Consider the following 21,106-nt stretch of genomic DNA (forward strand, 5'->3'; position numbering starts at 1 on the left):
ATGAATATTAGAGAGAGTGAACTGCCGGGTATTGGATGTAAGTTTGAAGTGATTACAAAAGGTAATGAAAAGATGGTTATCGTTATTCATGATGATGGCCGAAGAGAAATGTACCATTTTGATGCTGATCATGAGGAGAGTATTTCAAGCGTCTCTCTTCGTGATTCCGAAGCGAGACAAATTGCAGCTATATTGGGCGGAATGGTATATAGACCACAAGCTTTAGATACGATTGAAATGGCCTTTGAAGGATTATCAATTGAGTGGTTTAAGGTGGAAAATAATGCACCAGTCGTACAAAAAACAATTGGTAGTTTACATGTCCGAAACACATATAACGTAACGATTATTGCCATTTTGAAAAAGAATATGAAGAAGTTCTTTAATCCAGGCCCAGATTCTATCATTGAAGCTGGCGATATGCTCGTACTATCAGGTGAAAGACATGAAGTAAAAAGAATTATTAATGAGTTGCTTTCAGTAGGAGGGGATTCATAATCGATGGATACTTTAATCTTTGAAGTTGGGACTGCGTTAGTATTAGTCGCTTTTGCAGCTATTCTCGCTGCAAAGTTAAAGTTCTCGATTATTCCGTTTCTCATTATACTCGGTATGCTAGTGGGGCCACATGCGCCAGATTTAGGGCTTATCGATTTAAGATTTATTGAAAGCGGAGAAGTTATTTCCTTCCTCGGCCGTGTTGGCGTTATATTCCTCTTATTCTATTTAGGCTTAGAATTCTCAATTAAAAAATTAATTAAATCAGGAAAATCAATTGCTTTTGGGGGAACTGTTCATATATCGCTTAATTTTATATTAGGTTTACTTTACGGATATATAATGGGTTTCCCCTTATTAGAAACATTAATTATTGCTGGGATTATAACAATTTCATCGAGTGCAATTGTTGCGAAAGTAATTGTTGATTTAAGAAGATCTGGTAATAAAGAGACGGAGCTAATTTTAGGAATCATTATGTTTGATGATATCTTTTTAGCCGTATATTTATCAGTCGTTTCAGGATTAGTACTCGGAGGGGCAACGTCACTTGTAGGAGCTCTTACATCTATTTTAATCGCAGTAGGGTATATGCTACTATTCTTTGTAGTTGCTAGAAAAGCTACACGATTTTTAAATAAAATGTTAGATATTTCGTCCAATGAAATTTTTATTATCGTAATATTCGCTATTTTGTTCTTTGTAGCAGGATTTTCAGAAACGATTCATGTCGCGGAGGCGATTGGAGCATTATTATTGGGGCTCGTCTTTTCTGAAACAGAGCATAGTGATCGAATTGAACAGCTCGTTGTTCCGTTTCGTGATTTCTTTGGAGCTATATTCTTTTTCAGCTTCGGTTTAAGTATAGACCCATTTTCACTTGGAGGAGCAGTGTGGTTGGCATTAGGAGCAGTTTTCATTACTCTTATCGGTAATTTTACTGCTGGAATGGTTGCGGGGCGTAAAGCTGGGTTATCGCATAAGGCTTCTACGAATATCGGTTTAACACTTGTATCACGCGGAGAATTTTCCATTATCGTCGCGAATATTGGAATTGCGGGCGGCTTAATGGCAACTATTAAACCATTCTCAGCTTTGTATGTTTTAATATTAGCATCGTTAGGACCTTTGTTAACGAAAGAATCTGGGAGAATATATTCCTTATTAGATAAAATATTTAAATGGAGCGCTAAAGAAAGTGCGAAGCGAGAAAAGGAAGTTGGATAGTATAAAGAGGCTGCATGAAGTTCATACAGCCTCTTTATACATTGTTACTGTTGTAATTTTTTGTCGGTAAGTCGATATATTTTAATAATCGCTGATATAATCCAAGAAGCAATCAGTATAATTTCATTTACCGTCGAACCATTATCTGAATTTCATCAACTATTAATCAGTTGCCTTCCTATTTAAAAACGACTACAATTTTACTGTTATATATATGAACGAAAAAAATAGAATAGGAGGGGAAACTATGCCAAGGAAAGTATGGCTATTAGTAGCTGGGATGATTATTAATGTCACGGGTGCTTCTTTTTTATGGCCTTTTAATACAATTTATTTGCATGATCACCTAGGAAAATCTTTATCTGTGGCCGGAATGGTATTAATGATCAATTCGCTTACTGGTGTAATCGGAAACTTGCTCGGCGGTGTTTTATTTGATAAATGGGGCGGTTATAAATCAACTTTAGTAGGGATTGTGATTACACTTGTATCGATTTTAGGTCTTGTGTTCTTCCACGGTTGGCCGTTATATGTTGTATGGCTAGCGTTAATCGGCTTCGGTTCTGGAATGGTCTTCCCATCGATGTATGCGATGGTTGGTACGGTTTGGCCAGAAGGCGGAAGACGGGCATTTAATGCGATGTACGTTGGACAAAATGTTGGTATTGCGATCGGAACAGCATGTGGTGGATTAGTTGCATCGTATCGTTTTGATTATATTTTCTTAGCGAATTTTATTTTATACTTTGTTTTCTTTTTAATTGCTTTTATTGGATTCCGCGGTATGGAAGACAAGAAAGAGCCAGGAGTGCAAAAAGAAGTCGAAACGAAAAAAGGGTGGTCACTTACACCTGGATTTAAAGCACTTCTTATCGTGTGTGTAGCATATGCTTTATGCTGGGTTACATACGTACAGTGGCAAGGAGCGATTGCAACACATATGCAAGAATTGAATATTAGCCTTCGTCACTATAGTTTACTATGGACGATAAACGGAGCGATGATTGTTTGTGCGCAACCACTTGTTAGTATGCTAATTCGTTGGATGAAGCGTTCTTTAAAACAACAAATTATGATTGGAATCTTCATTTTTGCGGCGTCATTCATTGTGTTAAGTCAAGCGCAGCAATTTACGATGTTCCTCGTTGCGATGGTAACATTAACAATTGGTGAGTTATTTGTATGGCCTGCGGTTCCAACGATTGCAAATATACTTGCACCAAAAGATAAATTAGGATTTTATCAAGGTGTCGTAAATAGTGCGGCGACTGTAGGGAAAATGTTCGGACCGGTCGTTGGCGGAGCAATTGTGGATTTATACAATATGGAAGTATTGTTTATAGCAATCATGGTAATGCTTGTAGTAGCGCTTATAGCAACGAGCATTTATGATAAACGAGTAAAAGTAGAAGAAACAGTTGAAGAAAAAATTGCAGTTTAGTTTGACGGAACATGTAACATGTTTTAGAATATATTTAAATAAAACAACCTTTAGAACAAGGGAGATAGCTCGGCTGTCTTAAGATGAATTCGTTAGTTATTAAGAGTAACGATTAACCGAGAAATCCTCGCTTTAAGTAAGCTCTTAAGAGATACTAGGTGAAGGATAGTTCACTTAACTTATATGTGTAATAACAGTGAGAAGGAGTAGTAGTAATAGAAGCTGGTTTAGAGAGTTGACGGTCGGTGCAAGTCAATCCACGTTTCGTTATGAACTCGCCTTTGAGTTGCAGTTGTGAAACTAATAGTAGCAATTGCCGTTAATCCACGTTACGGATCTAAGCGAATGTATATTTGTACATTAATTTAGGGTGGTACCGCGGGAATCTATAACCTCTCGTCCCTTTCTAGGGATGAGAGGTTTTTTGTATTTTGGGCGGTGAAAATAAATAGAATTTCAAGGAGGGTATCTCATGAGCTTTAATCATCAAGAAATTGAGAAGAAGTGGCAAGGGTACTGGGAAGAGAATAAAACATTCCGTACGCCAGATGAGACAGAAAAACCAAAATTTTATGCACTAGATATGTTCCCATATCCATCAGGTGCAGGCTTACACGTAGGACATCCAGAAGGTTATACAGCGACAGATATTTTATCTCGTATGAAGCGTATGCAAGGATATAACGTTCTGCATCCAATGGGATGGGATGCATTTGGTCTTCCAGCAGAGCAATATGCACTTGATACTGGAAACAGCCCAGCTGAATTTACAGAGCATAATATTAATACGTTCCGTAACCAAATTAAATCATTAGGTTTCTCTTACGATTGGGACCGTGAAGTAAATACAACAGATCCAAACTACTATAAGTGGACGCAATGGATCTTCCTAAAACTATTTGAAAAAGGCTTAGCTTACGTTGATGAAGTACCTGTAAACTGGTGCCCAGCACTTGGTACAGTACTTGCAAACGAAGAAATCATTGACGGTAAGAGTGAGCGTGGTGGACATCCAGTTGAGCGTCGTCCGATGAGACAGTGGATGTTAAAAATTACAGCTTACGGAGATCGTCTATTAGAAGATCTAGATGAGCTTGATTGGCCTGAAAGCTTAAAAGATATGCAACGTAACTGGATCGGTCGTTCTGAAGGTGCAGAAGTACACTTCAACATCGATGGTACAGACGAGAAATTCACAGTTTTCACAACGCGCCCTGATACATTATTTGGTGCAACATACTGTGTACTAGCTCCAGAACATGCACTTGTTGCAGAAATTACAACAGCAGAACAAAAAGAAGCGGTAGAAGCTTACATTAACGCTGTAAAAATGAAGAGTGACCTAGAGCGTACAGAACTTGCGAAAGAGAAAACTGGTGTATTCACTGGTGCTTACGCAGTTAACCCAGTAAACGGTGAGAAATTACCAATCTGGATCGCTGACTATGTTCTTGCAACTTACGGAACAGGTGCTGTAATGGCAGTTCCAGCTCACGATGAGCGTGACTATGAATTCGCATCAGTATTTAATCTTCCAATGAAGGAAGTTGTAAAAGGCGGAGATATTACGAAAGAAGTGTACACAGGTGATGGTGCACACGTAAACTCAGCATTCCTTGATGGATTAAATAAAGAAGAAGCAATCGCAAAAATGATTGAATGGCTTGAAGCAACGAGCGCAGGAAATCAAAAAGTAACGTACCGTCTACGTGACTGGTTATTCAGCCGTCAACGTTACTGGGGTGAACCAATTCCAGTAATTCACTGGGAAGATGGTACAATGACAGCTGTGAAAGAAGAGGAATTACCATTAGTTCTTCCGAAAACAGAAAACATCCGTCCTTCAGGTACAGGTGAATCACCACTTGCTAACATTGACGAGTGGGTAAATGTTGTTGATCCTGAGACTGGTAAAAAAGGTCGTCGTGAAACGAACACAATGCCGCAATGGGCTGGTAGCTGCTGGTACTACCTACGTTACATCGATCCAAACAATAGCGAAGCACTTGTAGATCCTGAAAAAGTAAAACAATGGCTTCCAGTTGATATTTATATCGGTGGTGCAGAACATGCTGTACTTCACTTACTATATGCTCGTTTCTGGCATAAAGTATTATACGATATCGGTGTAGTTCCAACGAAAGAGCCATTCCAACAATTATTCAACCAAGGTATGATTCTAGGTGAAAACAACGAGAAAATGAGTAAATCAAAAGGTAACGTTGTAAATCCTGATGATATCGTAGCAAGCCACGGTGCAGATACACTTCGTCTATACGAAATGTTCATGGGGCCATTAGATGCTTCAATTGCTTGGTCTGAAAATGGTCTTGACGGAGCTCGTCGTTTCCTAGACCGCGTATGGCGTCTATTCGTTCAAGATAACGGTGAATTAAGTGAGAAAATTACTGACGCACCAAATAAAGAGCTTGAAAAAGCTTACCATCAAACAGTGAAGAAAGTAACAGAAGACTATGCAGAGCTTCGCTTCAACACAGCGATTTCTCAAATGATGGTATTCATCAACGATGCATACAAAGCTGAAACACTTCCAAGAGAATATGTAGAAGGTTTCGTAAAAATGATTGCACCAGTTGCACCTCATATCGGGGAAGAGCTATGGAGCAAACTTGGATACAATGAAACAATCACATATGCAAGCTGGCCAACATTTGATGAGTCTAAACTTGTAGAAGATGAAGTTGAAATTGTTGTTCAAGTTATGGGTAAAGTTCGCGCAAAACTAACAATGAGTAAAGACGCATCAAAAGAAGAAATGGAACAACTTGCACTTGAAGCAATTCAAGACCAAATTGAAGGGAAAACAGTTCGTAAAGTAATTGTTGTTCCTGGAAAACTTGTTAATGTTGTTGCAAATTAATTTATTCTAAATAAAAGCTCAGAGTATGTATACTCTGAGCTTTTTTGTGTAGAAAATAATCTCTGGATCACCCTAGTCTAAGTTTTCAATTATTCCAATACGTACAAATAAAAGAGCGGAATTCCAATACAGACAAACACCTATTTTTCTATAGGAAATATGATAAAAAAGGTAGGCTAAATTGAGTAGAAGAGGTGAAAGGAATGAAAGGGATGGACAATAATGCACCACATGGCTTTTTCGGAGGTGGATCGGATAGTTATGAACAAATGATGTTAATGGGAGGCGGACAACAAGGATATGGCGGAATTCCGAGCTGGATGGGTGGAACACCTGGAGGATTTTCCACATCAGTAGCTGGAGCACAAACTGGAATTCCAACATTAACAGGAGGATTTCCATCATCAGTAGCTGGAGTGCAAACAGGAATCCCAACATTTGTAGGCGGAGCAGCGGGAGGAGTACCAGTAGGCGTACCAACTACATTCCCATCTTTCGTTGGAGGAGTAGGTGGTTATCCACAAGGTTTTTACGGTCACCATGGCCACCACGACGGTCATCATGGACACCATCATCAAGGTCACCATGGCCATCATGGACATCATCACCACCAAGGACACCATGGCCATCATGGACACCATCACCACCAAGGACACCATGGCCATCATGGACACCATCACCACCAAGGTCACCACGGTCATCATGGACATCATCAACAACAAGTACATCACCACGGCCATCAAGGCCACCACGGTCACCAAGGTCAACATGGTCATCAAGGTTACCAAGGCCAACAACACCAACAACACCAACAGTATCAACAACAACAATCTTCTCCTTGGACAGGTGGAATTGGAGCAGGGGCAGCAGGGGCAGCGGCAGGAGCAGCTAGTATTAGTGGAGCAGCAGGACACGCGGGGCACGTGGGTCATTAATGAGCTACAGAAAAAAAGACATAATAAAAAACTGCTAGGAAATCCTAGCAGTTTTTTTCAGCTTCTTGGCGCTGACGTTCGATTTCAGCACGAAGTTGTGGCTCTGGTGCTTGCCAGCCTTCTGGTTTTAAAATTTTGCCGTCGCCTTCGCGGAAGCGAGGTTTTCCATCAGGGAATAGCTTTGCCATGTTTGCGTTATTTACAATTTCAAATCCTTTATCAGGACGTACGCCCATTTCTGCAAACGTGCCGAATGCAAAGTAAATAAGGTCAATCAGTGCATCGTATTGATCTTCAACAGTCGTTGCCTCTAGAAATTCTTCTAGTTCTTCCTGCATAAAACTCGCACGGATTTTTGCACGCTCTTCTGTTAATTTTGTTGGAGTATTTGTCACAGGATGTCCGAATACTTCATGCATTTTCGCAACAAGTTCGTATCCTTTATCTAAACCTTTTTCGTTTGTCATGTTGTTTCATCCTTTCTTACGTTATGCCGAAGTTTATTGTAACATAAGGTGATTATGAAATGAAAAGAACATCTTATCGAAATAAGATGTTCGCTCGTTATTCTTCTTTTTTTATTAAAAGGGATGAAATAAGATCGATGCCAAAAATACCGACCAGTAACATTGGTATAACGACAAGCAAGTAACGTGTGAAGGAAACATTTTTTAAGTATGTATGAGCAAATAAAAAGACGCCGAGAAATAAAATACCATTTAAAATAGGCTTTACTAATTTTTTAGACATAAGCTCCCCCATAAATATCTTCTCTCTCTATTTGATAATAAAAAAACTCCTCTCTCCGTTGTATCATGCTAGAGAGAGGAGTTCAATCATTTCTCATTCAATGACACCAGAATTTGTAATATTTACGGTGTATTTTATATGAACCGGAACATCTTTATACATTTGTCTCCATTCTTCTAATTTGAATGGGCGATAATGTTGTTTATACTTTGCACCTAGCCCGAGAGGATCGACGCCTAAAGATTTAAGTTGCTTAATTAACTTAGTAGCTTGTTTATCTAATTGTTTTTGGATATCTTTTTCAATGTTTTGTGTGTTCTTGTTATTTTCTAAGTTAATTTGTTTTGATAGTTCTTGAATACGTGCATCAAGACGAACGTGAATGAAAAAAGAAGGCTTTCCGTTTTTAATTTTTATATCGTAAGTTGGAACAGAACGAATATTATTAATCATTACGTACGCAGAATCTGTTTTAAATTCATGTGAATCTAATTTATGTTTCTCTAATAGTCCTTTAAATATGAACATATCTTTTTCCGCAATTTTACCGATATATTTATCTTTTTTAAAAAGGCCAATTCCGGTAATTTTTATTTTATCACCATGCTTCTTTAGAATGGGAATATAGTAGTCTTTTCCTTCTTGATAATAGCGAAATGCTCCTATATGTAGATTATCCGCTGGTAAAGGTCCGGTCTCCATGTTATGTTCTAGCAATTTTTTTATATAAATTGCAACGTTGTATGAAGTCGAATATTTGCCTTTTAAAAGTTCAGTACCATTCCCATCTAATAAAGCAGCATATAAAGCGTTCCCTATATTCACATCTCGAAGTAATGTATCGAATGAAGTAGACATTCCTGTTTTGGCAAGTCTTATTGTATATAGAGCGACACGCATTTGTCCGCTAGCAAATGGTTGAGAAGACTCTAAAGATGTGTCTGCTTTTACTTGTTTTACCGCATTTGCACTGCCTTCAAAAACTTGAACTTTATTTCCTTTTTTCTGAATGGGACAAACGAATGTCACTTTTACTTTATTATCTTTTGCGACATCAAAAACGCTTCCTTGAATAAGTTGTACATCATCGATAATATTTTTTTGTAAACATCCAGTTAGACTGAATAATGTTATACAAGAAATAAGTATTAATTTGCTTGTGCTTTTGATTTTTTCCATTTTCTTTTCACCCACACAATAATAAATAGAATTGGGATGTATACATAAATGAGCCAAAAACTAACTTTTGATACATTACTAATAAAGTTATTAATATCGTGTCTGTTTGTTAAAAGTTGCGAAACAATGAGAGTGATAAAGATAAAAGCAATTAAAACACCCCTTTGTTTTACACGGAATATTTCATGAGTTCCTCTCATTGACGCCCATAAAGGGAGGATAAAACTTGAAATAATAACGAGTGCATAAGCGGAAATTGCAAGATATTCGAGTCTTTCTATGAATGGCAATTGAATGACTTGGGTCATAGAAAGTTGGGGCCATATCGTTTTTAACAATTGTTTTTCACTAAAAAATGCAAAGGCTAAAAGGGTGCTAAATAGATATAGAAGATTTGAAAATAGTGCCCCGTATTGAGCAAATTTATGAGATTGCATAGGTTTTTTCACAAATGGATACACCATGAGGTAAATCTCAAAACCGGTCATACTGTAGATTGACAGTTGAGCGGATTTTAAAATGTCTGAAAAAGAATGTGTGAATATAGGTAGTAAATTATCCCAATGTGAATATTTCAAAACGAATAAGCTTAGAAATAAATATCCTAATGTACCACCAACAGAGATGACGCAAATACCGGTAATTACACGAAATCCAGAAGAAATAATGTAATAACTAACTAAGCATAAAAAGAGTGTTAACATAAAGGTGGAAGCGGTAGGAAACATCCATACTTGAATAATTTCAACGTATGTTCGAATGACCGAAATACTGACGATTAAAAAATAAGCCATAAAGATGATGCTAATGCCATTTCCTAGCCATTTTCCAAATGTTTGCCGATGTAAATCAACTAAATTCCCATTTGTTTCTTTTAATAAGACATACATCATCCATATAAGAATATGGATGAAAATTCCTGTGATTATAACCCCCATCCAGCCGTCGTATCCAGCAGCTTTTGCGATAATTCGAGCGAATCCAAGAACTCCAGCACCAAACTGTGCACCGTGAATTAAGAAGAAAACAAAGATAGGAGATATTTGATATTTTTCTTGAACTTTACTCATCAATGCACCTCGTTTCTTAATCATCAAAATCCGATCTATGTTTTGTTGAAATTCCTTTCGCAGCTTTTTTTACATGTTGTGGTCTTGCTTGCACATCTCTTGTATCAATCATTGTTAATGGAAAACGGATCCAAGAATCTTTAACTGATTGTTGCCTTGTCGGGTAAAACAAAGCGTACGGCTTACGTAAGGAAGTAAGTCTAAATAGATGAGTAAATAAAAAGATAAATCCAAGAGAAATACCGAACAATCCACCTATTTCTGCAAATATGAGAAACGGGAAGCGTAGTAATCGAACGGCATTACCCATTTTATAAATAGGTGTAATAAAGGAAGCGAGTGCTGATAGTGCAACGATAATTAATAAAATGTTACTCGTTAACCCAGCTTGTACAGATGCTTGCCCGATTACGATACCGCCTACAATACCAAGTGTTTGCCCGACTTTCATCGGTAACCTTGCGCCGGCTTCTCTTAATAAATCAATTGCAAGTTCTAAAAAGAGCGCTTCAATTAAAGGTGGGAATGGTACTTGTGCCCTTGATAAAATTAAAGTTTCAAGTAAATCACTTGGAATAAGTTCATAATGATAATTTAAAACTGCAACGTATAACGGTGTAGCGCAAATTGAAAATAGAACGGCAATTAATCTTAAAATCCTTGAAAATGTAGCGTACATCCAGGAGACGTTATAGTCTTCTGGTGAAATGAAAAAATCGAAATAGGATACAGGTGTTAGTAAAACACTTGGAGAACCATCAACGAAAATAGCGATTTTTCCATCAATTAGTGCTTTTGTAACTCTATCAGTGCGTTCTGTATTGATATAGAGAGGGAAAATCGATTTTTCACCCATCAATTCTTGTATATAAGCACTATCATTAATTTGATCATATTCAAGAGCGCGTAATGATTCCTCGAGAAAATCTACATTATCTTTTTCAGCGAGGTTGTCTAAATACATCATGACAACTTTTGTTTTGGAAAACTCGCCGATAATCATTTCTTTTGTTTGTAAATCTAAAACAGGAAGACGTTTTCGAACTAAATTAATGTTTGTATCAATATCTTCTACGAAACCTTCTTGCGGACCAATAACAGTTGATTCGTTTAAAGGAGGGGTTGGTGCACGATAATTATCAATTGCAATGTTTGCAAGCATACATTTTTGATCTTGCTGATTCAATTGAATAATCGCATGCCCCTTTAAAACCATATCCTCAATTTTTTGTAAGTCGTTCGTAATTGTAATGCCGCTCATTGGAATATGTTCTTTCAGCTCTTCTAGTGAAGCATTAGGTCGTTCCAAAAGAGTAGGCATTAAATATTTTTGTAATTTCTCTCCATCAAGCGAAGGACGATAGTAAGAAATCCAATAAGGCATCGTTTCATCGTCGGATGTATGATAATTCACAAAATCACTAGATTTTTTCAGCTTCTCTATTAAATTTTGTAAAGAATGGATACGGTCTTTTTCTGGTTTCGTAAAATCATAAATACTATTACCTTTAGAGTGTTGTTGCTTACTTTGAGAAGGTTCATCTTGCTTAGCGTTTTGTTGTTTATCTTGAGACGAATCACCTTGTTTAGCACCTTGTTGTTTATCTTGAGAGGAATCCTCTTGTTTAGTACTTTGTTGCTTATCTTGAGAGGAATCATCCTGCTTAGAGTTTTGTTGCTTATCCTGAGAAGAGTCATCTTGTTTAGAGTTTTGTTGCTTATCCTGAGAAGGTTCATCTTGTTTAGCGCTTTGTTGCTTATCCTGAGAGGAATCCTCTTGTTTAGGACTTTGTTGCTTATCCTGAGAAGAATCTTTTTGTTTAGGACTTTGTTGCTTATCCTGAGAGGAATCCTCTTGTTTAGTACTTTGTTGCTTATCCTGAGAGGAATCCTCTTGTTTAGTACTTTGTTGCTTATCCTGAGAGGAATCCTCTTGTTTAGGACTTTGTTGCTTATCCTGAGAAGAATCTTTTTGTTTAGTACTTTGTTGCTTATCCTGAGAAGAATCTTTTTGTTCGTGATTTTTACCTTTATTATGTTTCATACTTCTAGTCTGTTCTTTGTTATCATCCTCTTCATTGTTAGAATGCTGCTCCTGATTATCTGTTTCGTTTGCTTCTGGTTTATTTGATTTTTTTTTCTTACGTAACCAATTCCAAATCATGTGTATACCCTCTTTAATCTTGTAATATAGTGCTATTTTGTGGCTAATTTTGTATATTATTCATTTATTTATGAAAAGAAGAAGGAGATTAGTTTGCATGGAAAAAAATCTTTAGTAAGCAGTTCATACTATAACGGGAAGAGGGAGAATCTGTGCAAATTGTAAAAAAGGAGAAGTTTGTTTTAAAAGGGTTTACGTTTGAAAATGGCAGGGAAATTCCTGTTCAAATGGGATACGAGACATATGGTACGTTAAATAGAGAAAGGTCAAATGTGATTTTGGTTTGTCATTATTTTAGTGCAACAAGTCATGCGGCAGGAAAATATAAAGTGCATGATGAGGAGTCTGGTTGGTGGGATGGGCTCATTGGACCTGGAAAAGCAATTGATACAAATAAGTATTTTGTTATATGTACAGATAATCTTTGTAATGTGCAGGTGAGAAATCCATATGTGATTACAACAGGACCGAAATCGATTAATCCAGAAACTGGAGAAGAATATGCTATGGATTTTCCGGTTTTTACATTTCTTGATGTAGCTCGTATGCAATATGAGTTAATAAAAGGTATGGGAATTTCAAGGTTACATGCTGTAATTGGACCGTCGGCAGGGGGAATGATTGCACAACAATGGGCGGTTCACTATCCACATATGGTAGAGCGGATGATTGGCGTTATTACGAACCCACAAAATCCAATTATTACGTCAGTAAACGTAGCGCAAAATGCGATTGAAGCAATTCAACTGGATCCAAGTTGGAAAGGTGGAAAATATGGAGAAGAGCAGCCGATAAAGGGGCTTCATTTAGCAAATAGAATGATGTTTATGAACGCGTTTGATGAGCATTTTTATGAAATGGCATTTCCTCGTAATAGTATAGAGATAGAACCTTATGAAAAGTTTTCTACACTAACATCATTTGAAAAAGAGATAAATAAAGCGACATATAGAAGTATAGAGTTAGTAGATGCAAATTCATGGATGTATACTGCAAAGGCAGTTTTATTGCATGATATTGCACATGGTTTTTCTTCATTAGAAGAATCTCTTTCTAACATAGAAGCGAATGTACTTATGATTCCATGTAAACAAGATTTGCTTCAGCCGTCTCGTTACAACTATAAAATGGTAGATATTTTGCAAAAACAAGGGAAGTATGCGGAAGTGTATGAGATAGAAAGTATAAATGGGCATATGGCGGGAGCATTTGATATTCATTTATTTGAAAAGAAAGTTTATGAATTTTTAAATCGGAAAGTATCTAGTTTTGTTTAGAAGACAAATGATGGGGAAAAGGTGCAATGTTTGTAGTAGGCACCTTTTTTTACATGATTTGTAGACGGAAAATATATGTGGCAATTGCTATACCGAAGAATGCGATACTAAGCAATAGAAATAAGAATGACATTTCTTGGGGTGATTTTATTTTTTTAGTATTTTTCATACTAAGAGTAATAATTGCAGCGATTAAGAAAATGATGCCCATTATGAAAAGGGAAAGTGTCATTTTCATTGGCTCCTTTCATAAGACAAGTATATTGAGGATACAATGCAAGAGTTATGTTTGTAAAGAATAAGTTTTGCGAGAAAATTGAGAAATAGTTTTTCGATTCTTTGCGTTCTTTCTTTTGCGTGCTAAAATTGGTAGAGAATGTTTGTGAAAAAGAAACTAAAGGTTTTATTGTATATAAGGAGGAACTACATATGACAGAAGTTAAAACAATTACTACAGAAGAGGTACAAGAGCGTTTAGAAAATGGAGAAACGTTATTTTTAGTAGACGTAAGAGAAGATGAAGAAGTAGCGGCAGGAAAGATTCCAGAAGCTGTACATATTAAAATGGGCGATATCCCACATAAAGTAGATTTCTTTAATAAAGAGAATGAATATATCTTTATTTGTCGTTCAGGAATGCGCAGTGAAAATGTATGTCATTATTTAAATGAGCAAGGATTTAAAACAGTGAATATGGTTGGCGGTATGCTTCAATATGAAGGTGAAACGAAATAGTTAATAGTTAAAAACTTGAAACGAGTCTGTTTCAAGTTTTTTTCTTTTGCATACAGTATAAAAAGGAGGAGGGGTAAATGGGGATTAATTTGCGTAAAGTAAAAATTATGAATAATACAGGAGCTGTTAATGTCGGTGACTGTTATGATATCTCGCCTTTAGCTGTAGCAAAAGTATATGCAGGTGCTGGAGGGTCGAGTGCGGCTGTTTTTTTAAATGGGAAAAGACAGCCAGAAGCAGTCATTAGAACATCAGTGTTTCTTCCGCCGTTAGCAACAAGTACACGTACATTAGGTTCATAGAGGAAAGGTAGAGTGTAATTATGCCTGCTCATATAAAAGAATTTGTTATTGTGAATAACACTGGGAATATATTTACCGGTGATAATTTGAGTGATACTTCATTTACTGCTTCGAAATCATATAGTGGTTCAATGGGGTGCACTTGGGTTGATGTTGTTACAGTAATAGGGACGGAGACGAAGCTTTGTTTACAGCCAGGTGATTCGGTGACGACAACATATACAAGAGGCACTCCTGCTGGTACTGTAACAGGAACAAATATGGGGCAAAGTGTAAATACATCGGGTATAGCACAAGCTGTCCCTAATACAGATAATATGGATTCAATTGCAGGACTCCCTTAAGGAATTAAGGGAGTTTTTATTATTTAAAATAAAAATAGTCTTGGAAATTATTTTTGTAAATAGATTAAGAAGAGGCTTATTTATTATGAAAAAGACGGTTTGTAGGTGGTGAAAGTGTGAAGAATCGTGATAATAATCGGAAGCAAAATTCGTTAAGCTCTAATTTTAGAATTCCACCAGAACTTATTGGGCCTACTTTCCCCCCTGTTCCAACTGGATTTACAGGTATAGGGATTACTGGTCCAACCGGTCCACAAGGCCCAACAGGACCTCAAGGACCAAGAGGATTACAAGGTCCGATGGGGGAGATGGGCCCGACAGGACCTCAAGGTGTGCAAGGGATACAAGGATCAGTTGGTCCAATAGGTGCAACTGGACCAGAAGGACAGCAGGGGCCACAAGGATTGAGAGGACCACAAGGAGAAACTGGAGCGACAGGACCGGGGGGTGTGCAAGGGCTACAAGGTCCGATTGGTCCAACGGGAGCGACTGGGGCACAAGGTATACAAGGGATACAGGGATTACAGGGGCCAATTGGAGCGACGGGACCTGAGGGATCTCAAGGAATTCAAGGCGTCCAAGGGTTACCGGGTGCAACTGGTCCACAAGGAATACAAGGAGCACAAGGGATACAAGGAACACCAGGACCGAGTGGAAATACAGGTGCAACCGGAGCGACTGGAGCAACTGGTCAGGGGATAACAGGCCCGACTGGAATAACAGGTCCAACTGGAATAACTGGACCATCTGGAGGACCTCCTGGTCCGACGGGGCCGACTGGTGCGACAGGTCCAGGTGGTGGACCGAGTGGAAGTACAGGTGCGACTGGAGCAACGGGGAATACTGGGGCTACAGGAAGTACAGGGGTAACAGGAGCAACGGGAAGTACAGGTCCGACTGGAAGTACGGGAGCACAGGGCTTGCAAGGAATCCAAGGGATTCAAGGACCAATTGGGCCAACAGGTCCAGAAGGTTCGCAGGGTATTCAAGGTATTCCTGGTCCGACGGGAGTCACTGGTGAACAAGGAATACAAGGAGTTCAAGGTATTCAAGGGGCAACGGGAGCAACAGGAGATCAAGGTCCACAAGGTATACAGGGGGTTATAGGGCCACAAGGGGTAACAGGGGCCACAGGAGATCAAGGTCCACAAGGTATACAAGGAGTACCAGGGCCATCAGGAGAAACAGGGCCACAGGGAGTTCAAGGGATACAAGGTCCGATGGGTGATATAGGACCAACAGGTCCAGAAGGCCCAGAGGGACTGCAGGGCCCGCAAGGAATACAAGGTGTGCCAGGGCCAGTTGGAGCGACGGGTCCAGAGGGTCCACAGGGGATACAAGGCATTCAAGGACCGGTAGGAGCAACAGGCCCACAAGGCCCACAAGGAATTCAGGGAATACAAGGTGTGCAAGGGATAACGGGAGCAACAGGAGTACAAGGAGCAACTGGAATTCAAGGGATACAAGGGGAAATAGGAGCAACGGGTCCAGAGGGGCCACAAGGAGTGCAAGGTGCTCAAGGGGCGATTGGTCCAACCGGTCCGATGGGGCCACAAGGAGTGCAAGGAGTACAAGGAATTCAAGGAGCGACGGGTGCACAAGGAGTGCAAGGTCCACAAGGAATTCAAGGAATCCAAGGCCCGACGGGGGCAACAGGAGATATGGGAGCAACTGGGGCGACAGGGGAAGGCACTACAGGCCCAACAGGAGTAACTGGTCCAACAGGGGTAACAGGCCCGTCTGGAGGACCAGCAGGACCGACCGGCCCAACGGGGCCATCAGGTCCGGCGGGAGTAACTGGTCCATCTGGTGGACCACCTGGCCCGACAGGAGCAACCGGGGCGACAGGAGTAACAGGAGATACTGGGGCGACAGGCTCAACTGGAGTGACAGGAGCGACAGGAGAAACGGGAGCAACCGGAGTGACGGGTTTACAGGGTCCGCAAGGAATCCAAGGTGTGCAGGGAGAGATAGGTCCAACAGGGCCACAAGGTGTTCAAGGTCCCCAAGGAATTCAAGGAGTAACGGGGGCCACAGGAGATCAAGGTCCGCAAGGGATTCAAGGCCCACAAGGCGACATAGGTCCAACTGGCCCACAAGGAATTCAAGGCCCACAAGGTTCTCAAGGAATCCAAGGAGCGACAGGGGGAACAGGAGCACAAGGCCCACAGGGAATACAAGGTCCGCAAGGTGACATAGGTCCGACTGGGTCACAAGGTCCAACTGGAATCCAAGGGATACAAGGAGAGATAGGTCCAACCGGCCCAGAAGGCCCAGAGGGACTGCAGGGCCCGCAAGGAATACAAGGTGTTCAAGGGCCAGTTGGAGCAACGGGTCCAGAGGGTCCTCAGGGAATACAAGGCATTCAAGGAGTGCAAGGAGCAACCGGCCCACAAGGTCCACAAGGAATACAGGGAATACAAGGTGTGCAAGGGATAACGGGAGCAACTGGAGCACAAGGAGCAACTGGAATTCAAGGGATACAAGGGGAAATAGGAGCAACCGGTCCAGAGGGGCCCCAAGGAGTGCAAGGAATACAAGGGGCGATTGGTCCAACAGGTCCGATGGGCGCACAAGGAGTGCAGGGAATACAAGGGATTCAAGGAGCAACAGGTGCACAAGGAGTGCAAGGACCACAAGGAATTCAAGGAGTGCAAGGTCCGACGGGAGCAACAGGAGATACGGGGGCAACCGGAGCGACGGGAGAAGGAACTACCGGTCCAACAGGAGTAACCGGTCCAACAGGGGTGACTGGCCCGTCAGGAGGACCAGCAGGACCGACCGGCCCAACGGGGCCATCAGGTCCGGCAGGAGTGACAGGTCCATCAGGTGGACCACCTGGCCCGACAGGAGCAACAGGTGCGACAGGAGTAACAGGAGATACCGGGGCGACAGGCTCAACTGGAGTGACAGGAGCAACAGGAGCAACGGGAGCAACCGGAGTGACGGGTTTACAGGGCCCGCAAGGAATCCAAGGTGTTCAAGGAGAGATAGGTCCAACCGGTCCACAGGGTATTCAAGGTCCCCAAGGAATCCAAGGAGTAACGGGGGCAACCGGAGCACAAGGTCCCCAAGGAATTCAAGGCCCACAAGGCGACATAGGTCCAACCGGCTCCCAAGGAATTCAAGGTCCACAAGGTCCTCAAGGAATCCAAGGAGCGACAGGGGCAACCGGGGCACAAGGCCCACAGGGAATCCAAGGTCCGCAAGGAGAGATAGGTCCGACCGGCCCACAAGGCCCACAAGGAATTCAAGGCCCGCAAGGAATTCAAGGTCCAACGGGAGCTACAGGAGCAACTGGAGCGACAGGTCCACAAGGGATTCAAGGTCCCCAAGGAATTCAAGGCCCGCAAGGAATTCAAGGTCCAACGGGAGTTACAGGAGCAACCGGAGCGACAGGTCCACAAGGAATTCAAGGCCCACAAGGAATTCAAGGCCCGCAAGGAATTCAAGGTCCAACGGGAGCTACAGGAGCAACCGGAGCGACAGGTCCACAAGGGATTCAAGGTCCCCAAGGAATTCAAGGCCCGCAAGGAATCCAAGGTCCAACGGGGGCTACAGGAGCAACCGGTTCACAAGGTCCAACTGGAGATACAGGTCCAACCGGAGCTGGAGCCACTGGAGCGACCGGGGCGACTGGAGTTAGTACAACTGCAACGTATGCGTTTGCGAATAATACATCAGGAACCGCTATTTCCGTTTTATTAGGGGGTACGAACGTACCGTTACCGAACAATCAAAATATTGGACCAGGAATAACCGTTAGTGGTGGAAATACTGTATTTACAGTTGCGAATGCAGGAAACTATTATATAGCCTATACAATTAATTTAACGGCAGGTTTACTTGTAAGTTCTCGTATAACTGTAAATGGCAGTCCGCTTGCGGGAACGATAAATGCCCCGACAGTGGCTACTGGTTCATTTAGTGCAACAATAATCGCTAACTTGCCTGCTGGAGCCGCTGTTAGCTTACAGTTATTTGGAGTAGTTGCAGTAGCTACATTATCTACAGCAACGCCAGGGGCTACCCTAACTATTATTAGATTAAGTTAATAAGCAGAAAACCTTGAAACTTTTATGTTTCAAGGTTTTTTTATCTTTGTATTTGTAAGTAAACCTCGTTAACCAGGGGAGTGGATCCCCTCTAATTATTTAAAGTTTCACATTATTCTCTTGAGCAAAAACATCGCAGTTCGAAAATATATTATAATAGAATGAAAAGAAAGAAATTTGGCAGAAAGGGAGGGTGGCGATGCAGGAGATGGTTAAAGATTTTTTTGGACGCCCACTTCAAGATTTACGTATATCTGTCATTGATCGTTGCAATTTTAGATGTACATATTGTATGCCAGCGGAAATATTTGGGTCAGATTATGCTTTTTTGAAAGATGAGTTTTTACTAACTTTTGATGAAATTGAGCGTTTGGCAAAATTATTTGTTAACATTGGTGTACGAAAAATTAGAATTACTGGCGGTGAGCCACTACTTCGTAAAGATTTAACAAAACTTATTGCACGTCTTGTGAAAATTGATGGGCTAATAGATATAGGGTTAACGACAAATGCCGTACATTTAACGAAACAAGCGAAGGCATTAAAAGAAGCTGGATTACATAGAGTGAATGTTAGTTTAGATGCAATAGATGACGACATATTTAAGAATATTAATGGTCGAAATATTAATACGAAACCGGTAATTAAGGGAATTATAGCAGCTAAAGAGGCGGGGCTGGAAGTAAAGGTAAATATGGTTGTGAAAAAAGGGATGAACGATCATCAAGTACTTCCGATGGCTGCGTATTTTAAAGAGCAAGGAATCACGCTTCGGTTTATTGAGTTTATGGATGTTGGTAGTACAAATGGGTGGAATTTTGATCAAGTCGTTACAAAACGAGAATTGATTGAGATGATTCATAAGATGGATCCACTTGAGCCAGCTGAAGCGCATTACTTTGGTGAAGTTGCGAAGCGATATCGGTACGTTGGAACAAATGTTGAAGTTGGTTTTATTACATCTGTTTCTGAGTCATTTTGTGTCTCTTGTACGAGGGCGAGAATTTCGGCAGATGGAAAGTTTTATACGTGCTTATTTGCGACAGAGGGTTTGGATGTAAGAGAACTTCTTAGAGGAAATCTTTCGGATGAGGAGTTATTAAGTGTTATACAAGATGTATGGATGAATAGAAAAGATAGGTATTCGGATGAACGAACAGAAGAAAGTGCAAAAAATCGTCCGAAAATCGAAATGTCTTATATAGGAGGATAAGAAAGGGGGCTATCGCATGCAGGAGCGATATTCAAGACAAATATTATTTTCTGGTGTTGGAGAAGAAGGACAGAGAAAAATAAGAGAGAAGCATGTGCTTATTATTGGTGCTGGTGCTCTCGGTGCGGCAAATGCAGAAGCGATTGTTAGAGCAGGTGTTGGAAAAGTAACGATTGCTGACCGTGATTATGTAGAATGGAGTAATTTACAAAGACAACAACTATATACAGAAGAAGATGCAAAGCAGTATAAACCGAAGGCGATAGCGGCTGCAGAACATTTAAAAGCGATTAATTCTGAGGTGGAAATAAATCCGGTTGTGACGGATGTAACGGTGCAAGAAATGGAAGAATTAGTGAATGATGTAGATTTAATATTAGATGCGACAGATAATTTTGAAACGCGTCTTCTTATTAATGATATTTCACAAAAGTATAATATTCCGTGGATATATGGTGGGTGTGTCGGAAGCTACGGAGTAACGTATACAATTTTACCAGGGAAAACACCGTGTTTTCGCTGTTTAATGGAGCATCCAGCGAGCGGTGCAACATGTGACACAGCTGGTATTATACAACCGGCAGTACAATTAGTAGTTGCGCATCAAATTACGGAAGCGCTGAAAATATTAGTAGAAGACTTTGGTGCGCTTCGTGAAACGATGTTATCGTTTGATCTTTGGAATAATCAACAGATGGCATTTAAAGTGAATAGGCAGAAAAAAGATACTTGTTTATCTTGCGGAAGGTTACGTACATATCCGAGTTTAACATTTGAAGGACAAACGAAAACAGAAGTGTTATGTGGGCGGAATACAGTACAAATTCGCCCGGGTGTGCGGAAGAATTTTAATTTAGAAGAAATTAAAAAACGCTTACAAAGAAGCGTAGAGATAAAGGCGACACCTTATTTATTATCATTTCCGGTAGAAGAATATCGTTTTGTTTTATTTACAGATGGCAGGGCGTTCATTCATGGGACGAATGATATGAATGTAGCGAAAAGTTTATATGCAAGATATATAGGTTGAACCTA

At 40.4% G+C, this 21,106-nt stretch carries 18 protein-coding genes and 1 other annotated feature; of the genes, 12 read left to right on the forward strand and 6 right to left on the reverse strand.

The annotated features are described in order from the left end of the window. From IQ781_RS19285 to IQ781_RS19305, 5 genes are all read left to right on the forward strand, one after another. The gene (locus IQ781_RS19285) at nt 1–498 is read left to right on the forward strand and encodes a cation:proton antiporter regulatory subunit (protein ID WP_001026053.1); all 498 of its coding nucleotides are present in this window, start codon (nt 1–3) and stop codon (nt 496–498) included. Nucleotides 499–501: 3 nt separating this feature from the next. Beyond that, complete coding sequence (locus tag IQ781_RS19290; RefSeq protein WP_000380179.1) at nt 502–1,725, forward strand: cation:proton antiporter; 1,224 nt, start codon at nt 502–504, stop codon at nt 1,723–1,725. A 247-nt stretch (nt 1,726–1,972) separates the two neighbouring features. Next, a complete protein-coding gene (locus tag IQ781_RS19295) occupies nt 1,973–3,166 on the forward strand; it encodes an MDR family MFS transporter (RefSeq protein ID WP_001137561.1) in 1,194 nt (397 codons plus the stop codon). A 187-nt stretch (nt 3,167–3,353) separates the two neighbouring features. Beyond that, nucleotides 3,354–3,573: a binding site (T-box leader), on the forward strand. A 65-nt stretch (nt 3,574–3,638) separates the two neighbouring features. Beyond that, nucleotides 3,639–6,047 carry a leucine--tRNA ligase gene (gene leuS, locus IQ781_RS19300; protein WP_000009461.1) on the forward strand — a complete coding sequence of 803 codons (2,409 nt, stop codon included), beginning with the start codon at nt 3,639–3,641 and terminating at the stop codon, nt 6,045–6,047. Between the two features lie 203 nt (nt 6,048–6,250). Then, the gene (locus IQ781_RS19305; protein ID WP_242808150.1) at nt 6,251–6,982 is read left to right on the forward strand and encodes a hypothetical protein; all 732 of its coding nucleotides are present in this window, start codon (nt 6,251–6,253) and stop codon (nt 6,980–6,982) included. A gap of 44 nt (nt 6,983–7,026) precedes the next feature. Here IQ781_RS19305 and IQ781_RS19310 read toward each other — a convergent pair whose 3' ends face one another. The 5 genes from IQ781_RS19310 to IQ781_RS19330 form a co-directional block, all read right to left on the reverse strand. Further along, a complete protein-coding gene (locus IQ781_RS19310) occupies nt 7,027–7,449 on the reverse strand; it encodes a pyrophosphohydrolase domain-containing protein (RefSeq protein ID WP_000180554.1) in 423 nt (140 codons plus the stop codon). Between the two features lie 97 nt (nt 7,450–7,546). After that, a complete protein-coding gene (locus IQ781_RS19315; protein ID WP_000038781.1) occupies nt 7,547–7,732 on the reverse strand; it encodes a hypothetical protein in 186 nt (61 codons plus the stop codon). Between the two features lie 93 nt (nt 7,733–7,825). Next, on the reverse strand, nt 7,826–8,911 hold the full coding sequence (gene gerHC / locus IQ781_RS19320; protein ID WP_060634658.1) for a spore germination protein GerHC: 1,086 nt from the start codon (nt 8,909–8,911) through the stop codon (nt 7,826–7,828). Next, nucleotides 8,881–9,981 (reverse strand): spore germination protein, encoded by a 1,101-nt coding sequence (locus tag IQ781_RS19325; RefSeq protein ID WP_000049052.1) that lies wholly within the window; start codon nt 9,979–9,981, stop codon nt 8,881–8,883. The genes gerHC and IQ781_RS19325 overlap by 31 nt, the downstream gene beginning before the upstream one ends. 16 nt (nt 9,982–9,997) lie before the next feature. Continuing rightward, complete coding sequence (locus IQ781_RS19330; protein ID WP_242808151.1) at nt 9,998–12,145, reverse strand: spore germination protein; 2,148 nt, start codon at nt 12,143–12,145, stop codon at nt 9,998–10,000. A 152-nt stretch (nt 12,146–12,297) separates the two neighbouring features. On the opposite strand from IQ781_RS19330, the gene IQ781_RS19335 reads away from it, so the two are divergent. Continuing rightward, nucleotides 12,298–13,422: a homoserine O-acetyltransferase family protein gene (locus IQ781_RS19335; protein WP_050228912.1), complete on the forward strand. Its 1,125-nt coding sequence runs from the start codon at nt 12,298–12,300 to the stop codon at nt 13,420–13,422. A gap of 49 nt (nt 13,423–13,471) precedes the next feature. On the opposite strand, the gene IQ781_RS19340 is transcribed toward IQ781_RS19335, so the two are convergent. Next, nucleotides 13,472–13,654, reverse strand: a complete 183-nt coding sequence (locus IQ781_RS19340; protein WP_000175905.1) for a hypothetical protein — start codon at nt 13,652–13,654, stop codon at nt 13,472–13,474. Nucleotides 13,655–13,851: 197 nt separating this feature from the next. Between IQ781_RS19340 and IQ781_RS19345 the strand changes: the two genes are divergently transcribed. The 6 genes from IQ781_RS19345 to IQ781_RS19370 all read left to right on the forward strand — a co-directional run bounded on the left by IQ781_RS19345 (nt 13,852) and on the right by IQ781_RS19370 (nt 21,101). Continuing rightward, nucleotides 13,852–14,157 (forward strand): rhodanese-like domain-containing protein, encoded by a 306-nt coding sequence (locus IQ781_RS19345; protein ID WP_000141207.1) that lies wholly within the window; start codon nt 13,852–13,854, stop codon nt 14,155–14,157. A 77-nt stretch (nt 14,158–14,234) separates the two neighbouring features. After that, entirely contained in the window at nt 14,235–14,459 is a 225-nt protein-coding gene (locus tag IQ781_RS19350; protein ID WP_000512470.1) for a spore germination protein, read from the forward strand. A gap of 20 nt (nt 14,460–14,479) precedes the next feature. Continuing rightward, a complete protein-coding gene (locus IQ781_RS19355) occupies nt 14,480–14,803 on the forward strand; it encodes a hypothetical protein (protein WP_001110858.1) in 324 nt (107 codons plus the stop codon). Between the two features lie 116 nt (nt 14,804–14,919). After that, a complete protein-coding gene (locus IQ781_RS19360; protein ID WP_050228908.1) occupies nt 14,920–18,858 on the forward strand; it encodes a BclA-related collagen-like exosporium protein in 3,939 nt (1,312 codons plus the stop codon). Between the two features lie 199 nt (nt 18,859–19,057). After that, on the forward strand, nt 19,058–20,071 hold the full coding sequence (gene moaA, locus IQ781_RS19365) for a GTP 3',8-cyclase MoaA (RefSeq protein ID WP_001157119.1): 1,014 nt from the start codon (nt 19,058–19,060) through the stop codon (nt 20,069–20,071). Nucleotides 20,072–20,087: 16 nt separating this feature from the next. Beyond that, a complete protein-coding gene (locus tag IQ781_RS19370) occupies nt 20,088–21,101 on the forward strand; it encodes a molybdopterin-synthase adenylyltransferase MoeB (RefSeq protein ID WP_001158098.1) in 1,014 nt (337 codons plus the stop codon). Nucleotides 21,102–21,106 lie beyond the last annotated feature (5 nt).

Origin of the sequence: Bacillus sp. N447-1 (assembly GCF_022701035.1) — a bacterium.
GTDB classification, from domain to species: Bacteria; Bacillota; Bacilli; order Bacillales; family Bacillaceae_G; genus Bacillus_A; species Bacillus_A cereus.

Excerpts from the sequence above, each read along its gene's own strand:
- IQ781_RS19285 (WP_001026053.1), top strand. The coding sequence starts at position 1 with ATGAATATTAGAGAGAGTGAACTGCCGGGTATTGGATGTAAGTTTGAA.
- IQ781_RS19290 (WP_000380179.1), top strand. The coding sequence starts at position 502 with ATGGATACTTTAATCTTTGAAGTTGGGACTGCGTTAGTATTAGTCGCT.
- IQ781_RS19295 (WP_001137561.1), top strand. The coding sequence starts at position 1,973 with ATGCCAAGGAAAGTATGGCTATTAGTAGCTGGGATGATTATTAATGTC.
- leuS (WP_000009461.1), top strand. The coding sequence starts at position 3,639 with ATGAGCTTTAATCATCAAGAAATTGAGAAGAAGTGGCAAGGGTACTGG.
- IQ781_RS19305 (WP_242808150.1), top strand. The coding sequence starts at position 6,251 with ATGAAAGGGATGGACAATAATGCACCACATGGCTTTTTCGGAGGTGGA.
- IQ781_RS19310 (WP_000180554.1), bottom strand. The coding sequence starts at position 7,449 with ATGACAAACGAAAAAGGTTTAGATAAAGGATACGAACTTGTTGCGAAA.
- IQ781_RS19315 (WP_000038781.1), bottom strand. The coding sequence starts at position 7,732 with ATGTCTAAAAAATTAGTAAAGCCTATTTTAAATGGTATTTTATTTCTC.
- gerHC (WP_060634658.1), bottom strand. The coding sequence starts at position 8,911 with ATGGAAAAAATCAAAAGCACAAGCAAATTAATACTTATTTCTTGTATA.
- IQ781_RS19325 (WP_000049052.1), bottom strand. The coding sequence starts at position 9,981 with ATGAGTAAAGTTCAAGAAAAATATCAAATATCTCCTATCTTTGTTTTC.
- IQ781_RS19330 (WP_242808151.1), bottom strand. The coding sequence starts at position 12,145 with ATGATTTGGAATTGGTTACGTAAGAAAAAAAAATCAAATAAACCAGAA.
- IQ781_RS19340 (WP_000175905.1), bottom strand. The coding sequence starts at position 13,654 with ATGACACTTTCCCTTTTCATAATGGGCATCATTTTCTTAATCGCTGCA.
- IQ781_RS19345 (WP_000141207.1), top strand. The coding sequence starts at position 13,852 with ATGACAGAAGTTAAAACAATTACTACAGAAGAGGTACAAGAGCGTTTA.
- IQ781_RS19350 (WP_000512470.1), top strand. The coding sequence starts at position 14,235 with ATGGGGATTAATTTGCGTAAAGTAAAAATTATGAATAATACAGGAGCT.
- IQ781_RS19355 (WP_001110858.1), top strand. The coding sequence starts at position 14,480 with ATGCCTGCTCATATAAAAGAATTTGTTATTGTGAATAACACTGGGAAT.
- moaA (WP_001157119.1), top strand. The coding sequence starts at position 19,058 with ATGCAGGAGATGGTTAAAGATTTTTTTGGACGCCCACTTCAAGATTTA.
- IQ781_RS19370 (WP_001158098.1), top strand. The coding sequence starts at position 20,088 with ATGCAGGAGCGATATTCAAGACAAATATTATTTTCTGGTGTTGGAGAA.